General features: G+C 53.0%; 14 protein-coding genes and 2 tRNA genes. 4 read left to right on the forward strand and 12 right to left on the reverse strand.

Going from position 1 to position 17,429, the window contains the following annotated elements:
- Positions 1-115: 115 nt before the first annotated feature.
- Both OCH80_RS09415 and OCH80_RS09420 read right to left on the reverse strand, forming a co-directional pair.
- Positions 116-385: a hypothetical protein gene (locus OCH80_RS09415; protein WP_404540371.1), complete on the reverse strand. Its 270-nt coding sequence runs from the start codon at positions 383-385 to the stop codon at positions 116-118.
- 18 nt (positions 386-403) lie between these two features.
- Positions 404-1,411, reverse strand: a complete 1,008-nt coding sequence (locus OCH80_RS09420) for a serine hydrolase domain-containing protein (protein ID WP_404540374.1) — start codon at positions 1,409-1,411, stop codon at positions 404-406.
- 127 nt (positions 1,412-1,538) lie between these two features.
- Between OCH80_RS09420 and OCH80_RS09425 the strand changes: the two genes are divergently transcribed.
- Both OCH80_RS09425 and OCH80_RS09430 read left to right on the forward strand, forming a co-directional pair.
- Positions 1,539-1,610 (forward strand) — tRNA-Glu (locus OCH80_RS09425).
- Between the two features lie 5 nt (positions 1,611-1,615).
- Positions 1,616-1,688: transfer RNA gene (locus OCH80_RS09430), tRNA-Gln, on the forward strand.
- Between the two features lie 61 nt (positions 1,689-1,749).
- Here the strand turns inward: OCH80_RS09430 and OCH80_RS09435 are convergent.
- The 3 genes from OCH80_RS09435 to OCH80_RS09445 form a co-directional block, all read right to left on the reverse strand.
- On the reverse strand, positions 1,750-3,351 hold the full coding sequence (locus OCH80_RS09435; protein ID WP_404540376.1) for a peptide ABC transporter substrate-binding protein: 1,602 nt from the start codon (positions 3,349-3,351) through the stop codon (positions 1,750-1,752).
- Between the two features lie 502 nt (positions 3,352-3,853).
- The gene (locus tag OCH80_RS09440; RefSeq protein WP_404540379.1) at positions 3,854-5,194 is read right to left on the reverse strand and encodes a glucose-6-phosphate isomerase; all 1,341 of its coding nucleotides are present in this window, start codon (positions 5,192-5,194) and stop codon (positions 3,854-3,856) included.
- A gap of 74 nt (positions 5,195-5,268) precedes the next feature.
- Complete coding sequence (locus OCH80_RS09445) at positions 5,269-5,898, reverse strand: VanZ family protein (protein ID WP_404540381.1); 630 nt, start codon at positions 5,896-5,898, stop codon at positions 5,269-5,271.
- A gap of 145 nt (positions 5,899-6,043) precedes the next feature.
- On the opposite strand from OCH80_RS09445, the gene OCH80_RS09450 reads away from it, so the two are divergent.
- The gene (locus OCH80_RS09450) at positions 6,044-8,245 is read left to right on the forward strand and encodes an LTA synthase family protein (protein WP_404540384.1); all 2,202 of its coding nucleotides are present in this window, start codon (positions 6,044-6,046) and stop codon (positions 8,243-8,245) included.
- A gap of 227 nt (positions 8,246-8,472) precedes the next feature.
- Here OCH80_RS09450 and OCH80_RS09455 read toward each other — a convergent pair whose 3' ends face one another.
- From OCH80_RS09455 to OCH80_RS09475, 5 genes are all read right to left on the reverse strand, one after another.
- Positions 8,473-10,080, reverse strand: coding sequence for an ATP-binding protein (locus OCH80_RS09455; protein ID WP_404540387.1), 1,608 nt, complete (start codon positions 10,078-10,080; stop codon positions 8,473-8,475).
- The gene (locus OCH80_RS09460) at positions 10,077-10,793 is read right to left on the reverse strand and encodes a winged helix-turn-helix domain-containing protein (RefSeq protein ID WP_404540390.1); all 717 of its coding nucleotides are present in this window, start codon (positions 10,791-10,793) and stop codon (positions 10,077-10,079) included. The genes OCH80_RS09455 and OCH80_RS09460 overlap by 4 nt, the downstream gene beginning before the upstream one ends.
- Positions 10,794-10,978: 185 nt before the next feature.
- The gene (locus tag OCH80_RS09465) at positions 10,979-12,151 is read right to left on the reverse strand and encodes a MalY/PatB family protein (protein WP_404540393.1); all 1,173 of its coding nucleotides are present in this window, start codon (positions 12,149-12,151) and stop codon (positions 10,979-10,981) included.
- Positions 12,152-12,170: 19 nt separating this feature from the next.
- Positions 12,171-13,064, reverse strand: a complete 894-nt coding sequence (locus tag OCH80_RS09470; protein ID WP_404540396.1) for a DUF3737 family protein — start codon at positions 13,062-13,064, stop codon at positions 12,171-12,173.
- A gap of 143 nt (positions 13,065-13,207) precedes the next feature.
- Positions 13,208-13,798 carry a DUF4230 domain-containing protein gene (locus tag OCH80_RS09475; protein WP_404540399.1) on the reverse strand — a complete coding sequence of 197 codons (591 nt, stop codon included), beginning with the start codon at positions 13,796-13,798 and terminating at the stop codon, positions 13,208-13,210.
- Between the two features lie 199 nt (positions 13,799-13,997).
- Here OCH80_RS09475 and OCH80_RS09480 point away from each other — a divergent pair, with 199 nt between their 5' ends.
- The gene (locus tag OCH80_RS09480; protein WP_404540402.1) at positions 13,998-14,882 is read left to right on the forward strand and encodes a LysR family transcriptional regulator; all 885 of its coding nucleotides are present in this window, start codon (positions 13,998-14,000) and stop codon (positions 14,880-14,882) included.
- A gap of 183 nt (positions 14,883-15,065) precedes the next feature.
- Here the strand turns inward: OCH80_RS09480 and OCH80_RS09485 are convergent, their stop codons facing one another.
- Both OCH80_RS09485 and OCH80_RS09490 read right to left on the reverse strand, forming a co-directional pair.
- On the reverse strand, positions 15,066-15,224 hold the full coding sequence (locus OCH80_RS09485) for a hypothetical protein (RefSeq protein WP_195837367.1): 159 nt from the start codon (positions 15,222-15,224) through the stop codon (positions 15,066-15,068).
- A gap of 83 nt (positions 15,225-15,307) precedes the next feature.
- Positions 15,308-17,230, reverse strand: a complete 1,923-nt coding sequence (locus OCH80_RS09490) for a glycerophosphodiester phosphodiesterase family protein (protein WP_404540406.1) — start codon at positions 17,228-17,230, stop codon at positions 15,308-15,310.
- Positions 17,231-17,429: the final 199 nt, after the last annotated feature.

The raw sequence follows: 17,429 nt of genomic DNA on the forward strand, positions 1-17,429 counted from the left end.
TAAGTTGGTCGTTCTCAGAAGCTGTAGGCTGCGCGTGAGCACTAGCCTATAAAGACCCCCGACCTTGGTCGGGGGAGCATGTCATGTATCTCAAAAGTACTCTACTGTCGCATTATCAGATCGCGGTCGTGGCCACGGCGATCAGGTTGATCAAGGCCAGGAGCAGGGCGGCAATCGTCACCGCCTTGAAAGTAGCGTTGGCCTGGCCGCGCATGGCCGTAACGAGCCACAAGAGTCCCTCTAAGGCCGCCACGCCCAAGGAAGCAAACAGGGTCAACAGAAACAGGGGCATCAGGCGGCTGTTCATCTGCCCGAGCAGGATCAAGATCCCGGCGTACAGAACGCCGCAGGCGCCCAATTTTTCCTTGGTGGTCAGTTTTTTCATCGCTTGGTCCTCGTCTTTCTACTTGTTTTCCGCCAAAAAGCTGTTGATGATCCGGCTGCGCATGGTCAAAAAGATTTGGTTGTGCCGGCTGGGATGGACCCGGTTGGTCAGCATGACCAAGCCGGACTGCTTGACGCGGTCGTACATGATCAAAGTGCCGGTAAAGCCGGTGTGGTAGATGAGCGGATACTTGTCCTGGGGATCAAAGACCAGGTTCCAGCCCCAGGCGCGCGGCTGCAGGCCATTAGGCGTGCGCACGGCATAGAGCTGGGCAATCGCGTCCTGGCTGATCGGAAGCAGGCTTGGATTCACGCCTGTATAGGCCTGGCCCATCAAGACCAGGTCCTTGACCGTTGAAAACAGGCCGGCCGACCCGCAGCGCGCTCCTAGCTGGCGGGCCTTGGGGTCATGCACGATCCCCTGCAGAACCGTTCCGTTGACCAGTTCCGTAGGCACGCACTCTTGCCGGTCAGGGTGAAAAGTGGTCTCAGTCAGGCCGGCTGGACGAAAGATCATGTCCGCCGCGGCCGTTTGCACCGGCTGACCCAAAATCCGCTCAACAACCAGGCCCAGCAAGACGAAATTGGTGTCAGCATAGCGGACGACGCTTTCAAACTCATCCGTCACCGGCAGGCCCACGATCGCCTTCAGCAGGTCCTCCCCGCTCAGGCTGGAGCGGTTGGGAATCCAGCCCCTGATCCCCGAGGTATGGGTCAGCAGGTGCCAAAGGCGAACCCGGTCGTCGCCAAATTCCGGGACGTACTTGGTCAGACGGTCGTCAAAACTGACCCGCCCCTCTTCATACAGCTTTAAAAGGACCGCCCCCGTAGCCAGGACCTTGGTGCAGGAAGCCAGGTCATAGACGGCAAAGGGACTCAGCTGGGTCTTTTGAGGATAGAGCGCGGCAAAGCCTACGGTTGAGGCAAAGACCTGGTCGCCCTTCATAAAGGCGTAGTTGACGCCAGGCACGATTCTTTCCGATACCAGGGACTCGATCAGGTTTTGGGTCTTAGGAAAATTGATCATGAAACCACCCTTCTCAATAACAATCTACAGGTTATTATAGAGTAAGCAAAATTTTTTTGGAAAAAGTTTGGAAAAAATTTGACAAATAAGTCAAAGAAGCGCACAATAAAACATGTCGGTTATGACTCGCCCGTTGGTCAAGTGGTTAAGACGCTACCCTCTCAAGGTGGAGTCATGAGTTCAATTCTCGTACGGGTGATTTACTGCGATGTAGCCAAATCGGTAAGGCAGTGGACTCTGAATCCATAATGTTCCGGTTCGAGCCCGGACATCGCAATAATCAGAAAAGCCAAGCTTCCTCGAAGCTTGGCTTTTTTGCTGCTTGTTATTTTTTCGCTCTACTTGCTGACATAGGCCTTCTTGAAGTTCCATTCGCTGCGGTTGCAGACCCAGCCCTTGACGCTTGGCCGGATCAGCCAGGCATCGTCTTCATAGTAGATCGGAACGACCCCAGCATCGCTGAGCAGGATGCTTTCGGCCTTGCTCATGTCCTTCATGCGGGCGGCTTGGTCATTCGTGTCCTTGGAGGCCGCGATCAGTTGGTCATAGCGGCTGTTCTTCCAGGAGCCGTAGTTGGAGGCGTTGCTGCTGGTCAGCAGTTCCAGGAAGGAAATCGGGTCGCCGAAGTCGGCAATCCAGTCTGACCCGCAAAGCTGGAACTTGCCGGATTCTCGCCGGGCCAGCCGGGTCTTGAACGGCACGCTGGTCACGGTTATTTTCAAGCCGGGCAATTTGGTCTCCAGCATGCTCTGCAGCGCCTCCCCGGTCTTCTTGGCACTGTCGCTGTCGCTGGTCAGCAGGTTCAGGGTCATCCCGCTCTTGCCCAGTTCGCTTAAGCCTTTTTGCCAGTATTCCTTGGCCAGGCTTGGCTGGTACTTGTACAGCTTCTTGGCTGACGGTGAGATCAAGCTGGTATAGTACTGCCCCTTGACGCTCGTCAGCCCCTTAGCCGTATATGTGCTGGCTGCCTGGTTGTTCCCGCCCAGGATCCTGACCAGGTCCTCCCGGTTGATAGCCAGGGAGATGGCCTTGCGGATATTGCTGCTGGCCAAGTTAGGATTCTTTTCGTTCAGCTCCAAGTAGTAGGTCCCGCCGTTGGCCAGGCTGTAATAGCCGCTCTTGCCCTTAAACTGCTTGGTCAAGTTGGAGTCCAGGCCTAAAGCATCGATCTTCTTTGACTCATAGAGGTTGTAGGCGGTCGATGCCGTCTTGTTGACCGTGAAGCTGATCTGGTCCAGCTTGACCTGGTCCTTGTCCCAGTAGTCTGGGTTCTTGACCAGCTTCCAGGACAGGTTGCTCCCGCTCCAGCCTTTTTGCAGGAAAGGCCCGTTGTAGGCCATGTACTTGGAGGCCGTCCCGTACTTGTCGCCATATTTCCTGACGGCTCGCTCCTCTTGCGGGAAAAAGACCGGAAAGGCCATCAGATCCTTAAAATAGGCCATCCGCTTCTCCAAAGTGACTACCAGCTGGTATTTGCCCACAGCCTTGATCCCGAGGCTGGAAACCGGCTTTTTGCCGTTTTGAATGGCATCGGCATTCTTGATCCCGGAAAACAGGTAGGCATACTCAGCCTCGGTCTTGGGATTGACCGTCCGCCGCCAGGAGTAGACGAAGTCCTTGGCAGTCACTGGAGTGCCGTCATTCCACTTGGACTTGCGAAGCTTGAAGACGTAGGTCAAGCCATCCTTGGAAACCTTGGCGCTGGTGGCCAGGCCTGGCTCTTGCCCCTGCTTGACGTTGCGGTAGAGCCCCTCCATGGAGTTGATCATCTGCGTGAAGCTGACCACGTCCGTGGCCTTGGACGGATCCATCGTGGTAATTTCCCCGCCAACCGACCAGTTCAGGTCCTGTTCATTCTTGGTGCTCTGCTTTTGGCTGCAGGCGCTTAAGGCCAAAGCGGCCAAGGCAACCCCAGTCAAGGCAAATCTTCTCGATGACATTTTAATCCCCCCTATACGTTGCATAAGTACCGCGCTTAATGTTAGCGCATACATTCTCGTCACTTTAAATTTTAGCACTAGTCCTCATTCTTTTATCATGTCAAACGCAAAAAAGGACCAAATCCGGAATTTGTTGCAAAACAAAAGCAGCATCCCCCCTCTCACCAAGGGATGCCGCTTTGTCTGGCTGATCGCTGCAGCCAATCGTAAATTAGTTTTTAGATAGCGCTTAGTGCAGTTGTTCCTCAATAAATCCAACCCCACCTCACAAGTTCAATTGTAGCTGGATTTATAATTAAAGCAATCCACATAAAAAAATCAAAAGGCAGTCAAACAGAAATTAAGCGCTTCAATTTTTTCACGACTTGAATAAGGGCGAAAATGACAGCCATTACACTTTTTGCTAAAAATTTCTCCCAAAAATTCCCGTCATGCATAAGCAAAATTTAGAGCCCATGCAAAAAGAGCGAAGGCAAATGCCTTCGCTCTTTCGCGGCCAGGATTACAGACGGCTGTTCAATTCGTCGTGCAGGTCTTCGTAGCCTGGCTTGTTAAGCAGACCAAACATGTTGCGCTTGTAAGCTTCAACGCCTGGCTGGTTGAATGGGTTGATCCCGTTCAGGTAGCCTGAGATGGCTACTGACAGTTCGAACCAGTAGATCAGGTAGCCCAAAGTGTGTTCGCTTTGGTCAGCAATGTTGACCGTCATAACTGGCACGCCGCCGTCGGTGTGGGCCAGGACAACGCCTTCGTAGGCGCGGTCGTTGACGTAGTTCATGGTCTTGCCTTCCAGGAAGTTCAATTGGTCAAGGTTTTCCTTGTCGCCTGGGATAGCAACGTCAGCCCGTGGGCCAGCCACGCGGACAACGGTTTCCATCAAGTTGCGGCGGCCTTCTTGGATGTATTGGCCCAGTGAGTGCAGGTCAGTGGTGAAGTTGGCGCTTGATGGGTAGATCCCCTTCTGGTCCTTGCCTTCTGATTCACCCATCAATTGCTTCCACCATTCGCCAAACATTCTGATGGTTGGTTCGTAGTTTTCAAGCAATTCAGTGGTGAAGCCCTTGCGGTAAAGGATGTTTCTCAAAGCAGCGTATTGGTAAGGAGAATCCTTGCTTACGTCAGTGTCAGTGTAAGCGGCCCGGGCGTCAGCAGCACCTTGCATCAATTCGTCGATGTTGGCGCCGGAAACGGCAATTGGGAGCAAGCCAACGGCTGACAAGACGCTGAAGCGGCCACCAACGTCATCTGGAACTACGAATTCTTCGTAGCCTTCAGCGTCGGCTTCAGTCTTCAAGGCACCCTTCTTGCGGTCAGTAGTTGCGTAGATCCGCTTTGCGGCTTCTTCCTTGCCGTACTTTTCGATCAGCTTGGCCTTCAAGACGCGGAAGGCAACTGATGGTTCAGTAGTGGTACCTGACTTGGAGATGATGTTCAAGGAGAAGTCCTTGTCGCCCAGCCAGTTGATCAAGTCTGACAGGTAAGTGCCTGACAGGCTGTTGCCACAAAAGACAACCTTTGGATAGTCGCTCTTTTCAGCCATGTAGAATGATGAGTTCAAGAATTCGATAGAAGCTTGGGCACCCAAGTATGAGCCACCAATCCCGATCCCGATCAAGACGTCTGAGTCGCTTTGGATCTTCTTAGCGGCCTTCTTGATGCGGGCGAATTCGTCCTTGTCATAGTCTACTGGCAGGTTGAGCCAGCCACGGAAGTCGTTGCCGGCACCAGTGCCTTCACGCAATTCCTTGTCTGCGGCGTCAACCATTGCTTGCATTTCCTTAAGTTCGTTTTCGTGAACGAAAGGAGTCAATTTACTGCTGTCAAAACTAACTACACTATTCATGTTTCAGCTTCCTTACTAGAAAATGTTAAATAAATCATTCACAAGATAATAATATCATTGTTGCCCTTTCATTGCTAGTGCTTATCGCTTTTTTTGCCTGAATTTAACAAAGCCAGCAATGCATAGAGCCCATACCCCAATAGTACACCGCATGAATTAAAAAAAACATCATCAACGTCTGAAACTCCAGTTATCAGCAAAAATTGCAAGAACTCAATCATGACTGATGAGCAGACGCCTAAGAAGAAGACCTGCCAGAGGCAGTGCTTTTTCCTGAGAACATTGGGCATTAAGGCGCCAAATGGGACAAAGGCCAGGACGTTGCCAAAGGAGTTGTAGTAAAAGTCGACCTTGCTTTGGGCATAGATCAGTTTCCAGGTATTCTTCATAAAGACCAGGTTGATATTGGCCGGGGACCGATGCCAGTGGAAATCGAGCTCCCAAGGAAAGTAGGAGGAGCGGAAAGTCGTCAGCATCAAGACCAGGAGGAAGTAAAAGACGAAGACCCACAAGCCGAATTCGGATTTGACCGTCCGCCGCCTTCTAATGGCCAGCAGCCAGATCAAGCGGAAGACGGCAAAGATCAAGAAGTAGAACAGGGTCTTGTCCAGGCCCTGAAAGGTCAGCTTGACCAAAGGAAAGTGGTTGATCCTGGTCGCATACTGGCTGGCTAGAAAATTGTAAAGTGATCCTAAAAATAGCATGATTGTGGTCCCATCTCTATTGTTTTCCTCAATTATACAAGCTTTACGGGGGCCAAAATTTAAAGAAAGTCCTAACTCTCAGGAAAAGTTTGTCTAATTTTGTCGCAACCTTTAAAATTAAGAAGGATAAAAGGAGAACAATATTGTGAAAAAGCGCAACATCTTTCGGGCGGTGCAGACCCGAACGGGCTTTTTGGCCCTGCTGGTCTGCTGCTACTGGCTCAAGTACCTTTTTGTCGCCTATGTCGACTTTAATTTGGGCATCGCGAATCCGCTCCAGCACATCATTATGTGGCTCAGTCCTTTGGGGGCCAGCATCATTTTGATCAGTCTCGGCTTTTACTTTACCAAGCCTCTGGTCTCCTATATTGCCATGCTGGCCATTGACGCGGCGAACACGGCCCTTTTGTTTGCCAACGTCCTCTATTACCGGCAATTCACGGACTTTATCACGGTCAAGACCATGACTAACATCAGCAAGGTCTCACAGGGCCTTGGCAAGAGCTCAGCTGCCCTGCTGCAGGCCAGAGACCTTTTGATCTGGCTTGACCTGATCGTCATCATCTTCCTGCTGGTCTGCAAGGTGATCAAGATCGACCAAAAGTCATATGGCTTCTCAAGTTCTTTCGCGGTCACCTCGTTTGGCTTTTTCATGCTCTTTTTGAACATGATGATCGCCGAATGCAACCGGCCGCGGCTTTTAAAGAACACTTTTGACCGGACCTACGTGGTCAAGTACCTGGGGATTGACTCTTTTACGGTCTATGACGCCATCAAGAACGAATCCAGCGCCACGGTCACCAAGAACGCCAGCGCTGCGGAACTGAACAAGATCCTGGACTTTACCAGCAAGAACTACGCCAAGCCCAATCCCAAGTACTTTGGCGCTGAAAAGGGCAAAAACGTGATCATCATCCACCTGGAAAGCTTCCAGCAATTCCTGATTGGCCTAAAGGTCAACGGCAAGGAGGTCACCCCCTTCCTGAACTCGCTTTATCGGGACAAGCACACCCTGGCTTACGCCAACTTCTACCACCAGGTCGGCCTGGGGCGGACGAGCGACGCGGAAAACATGCTGGAGACCAGCACCTATGGGATTTCCGACGGCTCCCTTTTCACCTCGCTGGGCTCAACCAACACCTTCCAGGCGGCCCCGCAAATCCTGAGCCAGGCCGGCGGCTACACGTCCGCCGTCTTCCACGGCAACGTGGGCAGCTTCTGGAACCGGAACGACGTCTACAAGAACATGGGCTACAACTACTTTTTTGACCAGAGCTACTTCAGCCAGCAAACAGGCGACAGCTCCGGCTACGGGCTCAAGGACAAGCTGCTTTTTGCCGAAAGCGTCAAGTACCTGGAACGGATGCAGCAGCCCTTCTATGCCAAGTTCATCACGGTCACCAACCACACGCCCTTTGACTTGGACAGCCAGGACCAGGACAAGAGCTTCAAGACGACCAACACCAGCGACGCGACGATCAACAATTACTTTATGACCGCCCATTATCTGGACCAGGCTTTGAAGGAATTTTTTGCCTACTTGAAAAAGACCGGACTCTACGACAAGTCATTGATCATGATCTACGGCGACCACTACGGCTTGAGCAACGAAGAATACACTACGCTGGCACCGATCATCGGGGCTGACCCGAATGACTGGTCAAGCTGCAACACCGCCCAGATGCAGAAGGTGCCCTTCATGCTCCATGCTTCCAATCTCAAAGGCGGAATCAAGAGCGAGTATGCCGGCGAGATCGACGTCCTGCCGACCCTGCTCCACCTTTTGGGCGTCTCCACCAAGGGCTATGTTCAATTTGGCACGGATATCCTGTCCAAGCAGCACAAGCAGATCGTCGTCTTCAGAAACGGCACGATCATCACGCCGAAGTACACGATCATCGGCGGCAAAGGGATCAAGGGCGACGTCTATGACAGCAAGAGCGGCAAGCAGCTGACCGAGTTCAGCGACCAGCAGAAGAAGGAAATTGCCTTGCTGGCCGCTTATGGCAAGATGTCCCTGGGCGCTTCCGATACCCTGAACAACAAGAACCTGCTCCGCTACTACACCCCGGCCGGCTTCTCCCCAGTCCTGCCAACTACATACGACTATACGGACAACTACCAGCGGATGATGCAGCTGATCAATGACCTGGGCAGCAGCTCAACGGCCCTGATCAGCCAGAAGGGCAAGTCGACGACCAGCCTGTATAAGACGGATGCCGCGGAACTGCGCAAGCGGGAAAGCGAGATCACCCAAGTTCCAGATACGGTCTTGAATTCCCAATCCAGCACAAGTTCCAGCTCCAGTTCAAGCAGCCAGAGTTCAGCCAGCTCCAGCAGCAAATAAGTAGTCTGAGGAAAGACACTAGCGAATAAAAAAGGCTTCTAGAAGTGATAAAACTTCTGGAAGCCTTTTTATGTATCTCAAATCACAGCAGAGAGCTGCTGAAGCTCAAAAGTCCCCTACTGCCGTGGTTTTCCCACATTCGATTGTCCAAATCCAAAAAACGCTCATCTAAATTAGATGAGCGTCCTAAGGCCTTGCTGTCTTAACTTAATTTTTTCCCAGACTCCTTAATTGTCGTCTGAATACTTTTTCTCAAAGCCTTGGTCGTACAAGGTTATCGTGAAGGTCGATCCCTTGTCAAGCTCAGAATCAACCTTGATCTCCCCGCCATGCTGGCGGATCAGGGACAAGACGATCGACAGGCCCAGGCCTGACTCACCGGTGCCGCCATAGCGGGCCCGGGCTGGGTCGGCCTTGTAGAAGCGCTCAAAAATGTACTTGGTCTGGTCAGGACTCATCCCAATCCCGTTGTCCGCGACGCTGAAGCGGGAACCATGCGGTACCCGCCAGCCCTTGATCACGATCTTGCCATTCTTCGTAAACTGAATGGCGTTTTGGGTCAAGTTGACCATGATCTGCTTGAAGCGGTCCTGGTCAGCATAAGTCATGATCTCATCCGGCGCGTCAACTTCCAGCACGTCGCCATTCTTTTGGGCATTCTGGAGCAGCTGCTGCTTCAAGTCGCCCAAGATGACGCTGGCGTTGAACTTGCTCTTGGTCAGCTGGCTCTTGCCCGTCCGGATTCTTTCATAGTCCAGGTTCTTGTTGACCAAGCGGATCAAGCGCTTGGTTTCCCGCTGCATCAGGGAAATGGACTGGGGGATGGATTCTTCGGGAATGGCATCATACGCCAGCCCTTCCAAAAGCCCATTGATCGTCGTCAGCGGCGTCCGCATCTCATGGGCCACGTCCTGCATGAACTGGTCCCGCCGTTTCTCTTGCGCCTTGATCTCTTCATTGGACTTCTTCAAGGAGACCACCATCTCATCGAAGTTTTCGGCCAATTCGTCAATCTCATCCGAGCTCCGATGCGGCACTTGCACGGTCAAGTCACCCGAAGCAACCTGCCGGGCGGCAACGGACAGCCGCTTGATCCGGCCGGTCTGGTAGTAGGCCAAAATGAAGCTCAGAATCAGGCTGACCACGAAGGTGATGACCAAAGCCCGGCCTAAGTTGGCCTTGGCCATGTCCACCGGCTGCATGACGTCTTTGACCTGGGAGCCAACCATGATGGCCCCGACGAACTTCTTGGAGCCAGTGGCGGTCTTGACGAACTGCGGCATGATCACCCAGGTGTAGCTGGCAGTGGCAAAAAGATGCTTTCTCCCGCTGCTGCTCTGTTTCTGGCTGCTTTTCAGCTTGGCCTGCCCCTGCAGCTTCGGATTGAGCGACTGCTGGTCAGTCCCATGATCGTTCTTGATCCGGACGACCTGGCCGGACTTGAGCAGCTTTTGCGCCGCTGGCTTGAGCAGCTGGTAGCCGCCCACTGGATAGGTAGTGGAGAAGTCCTTGTCCATCATAAAGATCTTGACCCCTTCATCGCGCATGACAAAAGTCAGCTTTTGCAAAAAGAAGGGATTGAGCTGGCTCTGGCTTTCCTCGCTCCCGATCGGCAGCTCGAACTTGTGCCGGCCCTTGGCAGAATTGCTGTCAGCTGATGCCTTCACGTCCCCCCACTGCAGGCGGGACAGGTTGGCCGCGTACTCCTCCATGCGGGCAAAGTTGTTCTGGTAGGCCTGGCTTTTTTCATAATTGATGGCTGAAAAGCCAATGATCAGCGTTGAGGTCAGAATAATGACCAAAAAGCTCAGAATATGTTGATAAATCAGCTTCATTGCTTAACCTGAGAGTCGTCAAACTTGTAGCCCACGCCCCAGACCGTCTGGATGATCTGCGGCCCCATCTTTTCCAGCTTCTGGCGCAGCTTCTTGATGTGGGCGTCAACCGTTCTTTCTTCGCCAAAGTATTCATAGCCCCAAACCTGCTCCAAGAGCTGCTCTCTGGAAAAGACTTGCTTGGGCTTTTGCGCCATGGTGTACAGGAGGTCGAATTCCTTTGGCGTCAAGCCGGTGACTGGCTTGTCATCAAAGGTAACCTCGCGCCGGCTCTTGGAAATCTTGATGTGGGTCGTGGTCAGATCATAGTCGCTCTTGCTCTCTTCCTGGCCGCTGGTCCCATCCAGCATGACTCGCCGGTGCAGGGCTTTGATTCTGGCGATCAAGGCCAAGGGGCTGAATGGCTTGGTAACGTAGTCGTCAGCCCCGATGCCCAGGCCCAGAACCTGGTCAGATTCCGAATCTCGGGCCGTCAGCATGATAATCGGCACGGTTTGCGAGATCTGACGGATTTCCCGGGCCACTTGAATCCCGTCCTTCTTCGGCAGGTTCAGGTCCAAGGTAATAAGGTCATAGTCGTGGGGGTGGGCCTTGAACTTTTCAACCGCTGCTTCCCCGTCATAAGCCGGGTCTTCCTCCCAGCCCTCTTTCTTAAAGAAGAGGTCCATCATTTCTGACACTGAGGCATCATCTTCAACCATTAAGATTTTCATTTTTGCTTTTTCCCCTTTCTCACTAATGGGCCGCAAGTCCACTGCATAGCTGCATTTTCTATATTACTTTATTTTAGCATTATTAAGCCTAGACTGCCTGACTATACTATACCAAGCAAATATAAAAAGCCTTTGCCCTGGCCGTGAAGAAAATATGATCTTCAGCCAAAAAGCAACGGCTTTTTCTATTCTTGATAAGTGGCAATCCCCCGCTTGAGCCGGTCCAGCCCGTCTTTGACTGAAGCCAGCGGACAGGCCAGGTTGATCCGGATGAAGGAAGCCCCCTGTCCCCGGTAGATGTTGCCAGGGGAAACGATCAGGCCCGTCGCTGCCCGCAGATGATCCGCCAGCTCGCGGGCATCCTCCGTCACTTGGGACACGTCAACCCACAAAAGGTAGGTGGCCGTCCCATTGATGGCCTTGGCGGCGGGAATTTCGTCCTTGATAAAAGCTTCAGCATAGGCGAAGTTTTCCCGCAGCTGCCGTTTCAGCTGCTTCAACCACTCGTCCCCTTCTTCATATGCCGCGATAGTCGCCGGCACCGCCAGGAGATTGGGCTCAGCCAGTTCTTCGCTGTTGAAGCCGCGGTTGACGATCGCCCGCAGGTTCTCATCAGGAATGATGGCCGTTGCCGCGTGCAAGGCCGCGAGGTTGAAGGTCTTGCTTGGCGACACCAGGGAGATGACGCTGGAGCGGGCTGGCCCAGTCACCGCAAAGGCCGGAGTCATGTCCCGCCCCTCTCTGACCAAGTCGGCGTGAATTTCGTCGGACACGAGCACGACATGGTGCTTGTGACACAGGGCCGCGATTCTCTCTACCTCTTCTTTAGTCCAGACATAGCCGATCGGATTGTGGGGGTTGCAGAAGATCATCAGCGTGGTCAAGGGATCAGCCAGCTTGCACTCCAGATCCGCCCAGTCAACCCGGTACTGCCGCTGGCCGGGATCATATTCCAGGTCACTGGAAAGGACGCGGCGGCCATTGTTTTCAATCGAGTTGTAAAAAATATTGTAGACCGGCTCTTGCACCAAGACCTGGTCGCCCAGGTGGGCAAGCCGGCGGACGATGGAGGAAATGGCCGGAACGACGCCGGTGACGTAGATCTCCCAGTCCTCATCCGGCCGGACGCCATGCTGCTTTGCTTCCCAGTCAGCCACGGCCTTGAAATATTCATCCGGCAGGTCTTCATAGCCAAAAGCCCCCACCGTCAGCTTTTGCTGCATGGCCTCGATTATCTCCGGGGCGGTCGCGAAATCCATGTCAGCAATCCACATCGGCAGCTCTCCTGGCTGCAGGTTGCCCCACTTGATGGAATTCTGCTCTCTGACAGGAATGGTCGTAAAATCGTATTTGCTCATCTTTGCCTCCCGCGCAAAATCAACGCGCTGCTGCTTGGTTCAAGTCGGATGCCGCGATCCGCTCGCCAATCTTTTCGCACTCAATCACGGTCCGTTCAGGAATAATTTTATCCTCATCCATGATCAGCTGGCCAATTTCCGGAACCTTGACCCGGCCGGAAACGGGATTTTTGATGCTGACCACCGGCGCCGCCAATTCGGCGTCCAGCCCGGAAACATATTCAAAGACCAGGTCAGAATCGATCAGCTTGCAGTTTCTCATGGTCAAGTGGTCGATGTAGTTCAAGCCTTGGTCAGAGCGGATGGTGCAATTGATCAAAGTCACGTTTTTGCTGTTCCAAGCCAGGTATTCCCCATCCAGGACCGAATCATAGACCGTGACGTTTTCGCAGTTCCAAAAATTGTCCTTGGTCACGAAAGTGCAGTGGTGGGCTTCGATGTTTTTGGCCCCGTCAAAGGCATAGTTGCCGATGATGGAAACGTGGTCCAGGTAGATATTCTCGCTGTCTTTGCCAAAGTAGTTGCCATTGATCTGGCTGTCAGCAATCCGGATGTCCTTGCAGGTCCACATGGTTTCCTCGGCATCCCCGAAGTGGACGTGGTCCAAAGTCACCCCCTGGCAGCGGCGGAAGAGCTTCGGGGCCTGGAGGGCAGAGTTGGCCACCGTGATCTTGTTCGTGTACCAGATCCCTGACCGGGCCATGGTTTCAAAAGTCGTCCGCTCCACGCGCACGTTTTCGCTGTACCAGAGGGGGTACTTATAGGTAAATACGGAATCAGTCAGTTGCAGATCGCGGCATTCCTTAAGGGGAGATTCGCCCGTGCCAAACACGCAGTCTTTGAGCTCGAGGCTATTGGCGCCAAAAAGGATTCTTTCGCCTGTAAAATACTTGTTATTAAACTTGGTCGTCATTTCTTTTTTCCTTCTCTATCAGCAACAATTCTGTCTATATTACTAAGTTTATGCCTTTGCCAGCTTCTTGTAAAAAATAAGTGCCGGCGAAAAACAAAAAATCGCGGGACAATCCCGCGATTTAAACTTGCCTGCCTTTGCCGCTATGCTTGAAGGACAACCAGCTGGCGGCCGCCGAGCTTGCCTTTGAGCAGCTGCTTGACCAGCTTCTTGGCGCTGGTTTCCGAGCTGGTCAAGATGCCGGCCTTAATGGCCGCTGCTTGTGCCCGCTTAAGGGCCGCCTTTTCGGCCTTGGTCACGTCTTCCTTTTGACTCCAGTTGAACAGGGCGGCTTTTTGGTCATAGAACTTGATTGATGACGGATCAATGGCCGCGCTCAGGATCTTGGCCGCGGGCAGGGTCACCGTCACCTTGCTTTGGTCAACTTTGACCTGCACGTCCTTGACCTTGATCCCGGCCTTGAAGTTGGCCGTGTAGACCATGGAAAAGCCCTTCTGGGTAATCAAGGGAATCTCGCCCTGGGTCAGTTTGTATAAGCCAGTGTAGGTATATTTTTCCGTCGACAGCTCGCCGATGTCAGCCAGGCGGCTGGAAATAGCCGCTTCTGACACGATCTCATGGCTGGCCTTTGGCAGATGCTGGCCGATCATGCCGCCGATCATCAACAAAGCAACTACGGCGACAAAAGCGAACAATCCGCGAAATGGCAGACCGAATTTCTGGTCCTGTTTCATATTGCTGCCTCCTTCTAGAACTGATTAATATTATCAGTCTATGGCCGGCAAATGCAAGCAGCAGGCCTTTTCTTCAGGATTATTTATACTTTTCCTAGCCTGTAGCTTAATTCTAAACGCTGGACAGGCCAGACGCTAATGCCTATAATCGGCTTCGTGATATTCACTTTTTGCAAAACAAGAGAAAGGACAAACGATCATGGAAATTCAAGCCTTGCGCTACTTCTACGCCGTCGCCAAAACCGAGAACATGACCCGGGCCGCGGCCCAGCTGCACGTCAGCCAATCCACCATTTCCCGCCAGCTGAAGGCGCTTGAAGCAGATTTGGGACAAAAGCTCTTTACCCGCCACAGCTTCAGCATTGAACTGACTGAACAGGGGCGGCTATTGAAAGAACAGGCAGCGGACCTCTTGCTGATGGCGGACAAGATCGAGCATGAATTTCGCACTTGGGATGAGGTGACTGGCGGCGACCTCTACCTGGGGCTGGCTGAGTCCTACCAGATCCGCTGGCTGGCCTCCTGGATCAGCCAGTTTAAGCAGCAGTACCCCAAGCTCCACTACCACGTGACCAGCGGCGACCGCGGGCAGGTCTACGAGCGCCTGGACCGGGGCGTCCTCGACTTTGGAGTGGTCTGCGGGCAGCCAAATCCCGACAAGTATGCCGCTTTGCCCCTGCCTGAAACCGACACCTGGGGCGCGGTCATGCGGACCGACTCCCCGTTGGCCAAGCAAAAGACCATCCGGGCCGAGGACTTGGCCGGCTTGCCCTTGTTTGCTTCTGAAGAAGCCTGGGAGCACGACCTGCCGCGCTGGGCCCAGGAAAAGATGGGCAGCCTGCAGCTGGAAGGGAGCTTTCGCCTGGCCTACAATGGGGCAATTTTTGTCAGAGAGGGCCTGGGGATCATGCTGACTTTTGACCGCCTGGTCGACACCAGCCCTGGCAGCGGACTGACCTTTGTCCCGCTGGCCCCGAAGCTGGAAGAGCACCTCTACTTCACCTGGCGCAAGGATGCCAACTTCTCCCCGATTGCTGAGCGCTTCTACAAGTTCGTCTTGGAAAAAGCGAATGAGCCTCGATGAGCCGTTAAGCCCAAGAAACGAGTCTGGGCAAGCGAATGTGGGAAAACGCGCCAGTTGGGAACTTTTGAGTTTTAGCAACTCTCTGCTGTGATTTGAGATACTAAAAAGGCTTCCAGAATTTTTTCACTTCTAGAAGCCTTTTTATTCGTTAGAGTCTGTTGCGATTGACCTTTCTGCCTGTGCCTAGTCGTCGTTAGTCAGGAACTTGTAGACAGCATAGGCAAGCAAGGCCGTCGGCAAGAGGCCGGGGGAAAGATCGACCTTGAATTTGCTGCGCTTGCCGACTTTGACTTTTTCCGCAGAAGCGGTCCCGATCAGGAATTGAAACAATTTCTTGTTCATGAGACTCACCTGTCCTTTAATCAGTAATCAACGCTATCTTCCATTTGCTGACTTAATTATAAGCTAAACAGGCAGGATTTTGCTTAATTTTCAACGACCGCGCTCATGGAGCTGACCAGGTTGGCATCGTTTAAGGTAACCTTGTCGGCTCCGTTTTTGATCAAATCGTCAACGGCTGCATCATTATGGCTGACCGTCCAGATCCCGTAGTCCACGCCATACTTGCGGGCGGCGAGAATTTCGTCAACGTTCGTGGTGTCCTTGTTGCGGTCTGCCCCGGCCTGCAGATGGGACAAGTAGATGTAGTCGTCCTCTTGCAGCTGGCGGTTGTAGATCGCCATCAGCGCGATTTCTTTACCGCCTGGAAGCACGTTTCTAACCTCTTCTAGTTCCCCAAGATTGAAGGAAATCAGGGTCGTGTGCTCCTGCATCCCCACCTCGCTGATTTCCTTGACGACTTCTTTCAGTGCCGTCATGTTATTGACGTTTTTCAGCTCCAAAAAGGCTTCCTTGCCAGACTTCTTGCAGATGTCCAAGTACTGGCGCAGGGTCGGCAGATGGAGGTTATCGTAGACATGATCCTGGTCAATGCCGGGCAAGACGCCTTTGATCTTGTAGCTTTCTGCCTGGTCAAAAGTCAGCTCGTTGATGCTCTTGCCGTAGTTAGGATCGTCGGCCTGGATATTGGTGGTCCGCGCCAAGCTTTGGTCGTGCAGGATCAGCAGATGGTTGTCGGCAGTATTGGCCACGTCGGTCTCAATCCCCCAAACGCCAGCCTCCTCGCCCGCTTTTTCAAAGGCCAGGGTCGTGTTTTCCGGATACCTGGTGCTGTAGCCCCGGTGGGCGATGAATCTGACTGCAGCCTTGGCTAAGCCGGAAGTGCTCTGGGTCTTAGCGTTGGCATTTTCCAAGCGAACCAGCTTGGCGATTTCCGGAATTTCTGCTTGCGAAAACGGCGCTTGATTGCTTTTTCTTACCATGATCAAGTACTTGTAGCCAGGATCAAGGATAAAGCCGTGCGTGGACCAGCCCATTTGCACGCCTAAATAGCGCGGGTTGAGGTCATTGGTAAACTTGAGAGCCATGATCTGGTAGTCAAAGTAGTCATCCAGTCCCAGGTACTTGGCCTGGTCAGCCGCAATAAAGTTGACCGTGGTCAGCTGCTTCTGGCTTGGGTAAAAATTGCCGGAAGCATCGATCGCCCACAAGCCCAGGTCCCGCTCAGGCTCTGGAGAAATTGGTTCTCTCCGGTATTGGGCGTACAAGGTGACGTTTTTTAAGGCATAGCTTTCGCCCAGCCGGTATTTTTTCCCAGTCCCATCAGCCTTGTCGTTAAAAGAATCCAGGACGCAGCCTGGCTTGCTGAAGCCGGAATCTGGCAAGGTGACCCTTTGCCCTTCTTGCTCATGCAAGACAGCGTTTTGGCCAAAGCCCTGGTTGGCGTCAATGTTGACGGTATAGTCAACCAGCTGGTGGTACTGGGCCCACAAGGTCGTATTTTTCTTAAAGGCATAGGCCCGCGCGAGGCGGTAGCTTCGCCCCTTGCCATCAGCAGCGGCATTGAAGTTCAAGAACTTGTAGCCTTCCCGGCTAAAGCAGGTCTCAGGCAGGGTGACCTTCTTGCCCAAGACGAAGGTCAGCTTGTGCCGGCGGCCAGAACCGTCATTTGCTGCTAAAGTCAACACTCGCTTGGCCGCGGTGACCTTGACCGTGCAAGTATAGCGTTTCTTGCTGTTTTTGGCAGCGATCTTGGCCGTGCCTGCCGCGATGGCTTTGACCTTGCCTTTTGACGTGACTTTGGCGACTTTCTTGTTGGAACTGGTCCAAGTGGTCTTGCCCCGGCCGTTTTTCAAGGTCAGCTTGGCCGTCTTTCCCTGCAGCAGCTGCAGGCGCTTCTTGCTAAGCACAGCCTTCTTTTTAGCAACGCGGTGCACACGCGCGCGACGGGCGGCCTGCACTGGCTGGGCCAGTCCCAAAGCCAGCAGGGCAGCTGGCAGAATCAACAACTTTTTGCTATCTTTCCGTTTCTTCAATGATTTTTAACGGCAGGCAAGCCCAGGATTCCACCTATTTCAATGGGTGGAGGGATAGGACTTGCCTGTCTTCCTTCTTTCTTACTTAAATTCGTAAAGCAAAAGCTTTTGCTCTGCTTTTTGCCAGTTGCCGTTATGGGTAATCAGCTTACAGAGCTTTGTACTGATGTAA

Source organism: Lactobacillus sp. 23-2 (genome assembly GCF_044902225.1).
Lineage (GTDB): Bacteria > Bacillota > Bacilli > Lactobacillales > Lactobacillaceae > Lactobacillus > Lactobacillus absianus.

Coding starts and splice junctions, on each gene's coding strand:
- OCH80_RS09415 (WP_404540371.1), bottom strand. CDS start 385: ATGAAAAAACTGACCACCAAGGAAAAATTGGGCGCCTGCGGCGTTCTG.
- OCH80_RS09420 (WP_404540374.1), bottom strand. CDS start 1,411: ATGATCAATTTTCCTAAGACCCAAAACCTGATCGAGTCCCTGGTATCG.
- OCH80_RS09435 (WP_404540376.1), bottom strand. CDS start 3,351: ATGTCATCGAGAAGATTTGCCTTGACTGGGGTTGCCTTGGCCGCTTTG.
- OCH80_RS09440 (WP_404540379.1), bottom strand. CDS start 5,194: ATGAATAGTGTAGTTAGTTTTGACAGCAGTAAATTGACTCCTTTCGTT.
- OCH80_RS09445 (WP_404540381.1), bottom strand. CDS start 5,898: ATGCTATTTTTAGGATCACTTTACAATTTTCTAGCCAGCCAGTATGCG.
- OCH80_RS09455 (WP_404540387.1), bottom strand. CDS start 10,080: ATGAAGCTGATTTATCAACATATTCTGAGCTTTTTGGTCATTATTCTG.
- OCH80_RS09460 (WP_404540390.1), bottom strand. CDS start 10,793: ATGAAAATCTTAATGGTTGAAGATGATGCCTCAGTGTCAGAAATGATG.
- OCH80_RS09465 (WP_404540393.1), bottom strand. CDS start 12,151: ATGAGCAAATACGATTTTACGACCATTCCTGTCAGAGAGCAGAATTCC.
- OCH80_RS09470 (WP_404540396.1), bottom strand. CDS start 13,064: ATGACGACCAAGTTTAATAACAAGTATTTTACAGGCGAAAGAATCCTT.
- OCH80_RS09475 (WP_404540399.1), bottom strand. CDS start 13,798: ATGAAACAGGACCAGAAATTCGGTCTGCCATTTCGCGGATTGTTCGCT.
- OCH80_RS09480 (WP_404540402.1), top strand. CDS start 13,998: ATGGAAATTCAAGCCTTGCGCTACTTCTACGCCGTCGCCAAAACCGAG.
- OCH80_RS09485 (WP_195837367.1), bottom strand. CDS start 15,224: ATGAACAAGAAATTGTTTCAATTCCTGATCGGGACCGCTTCTGCGGAA.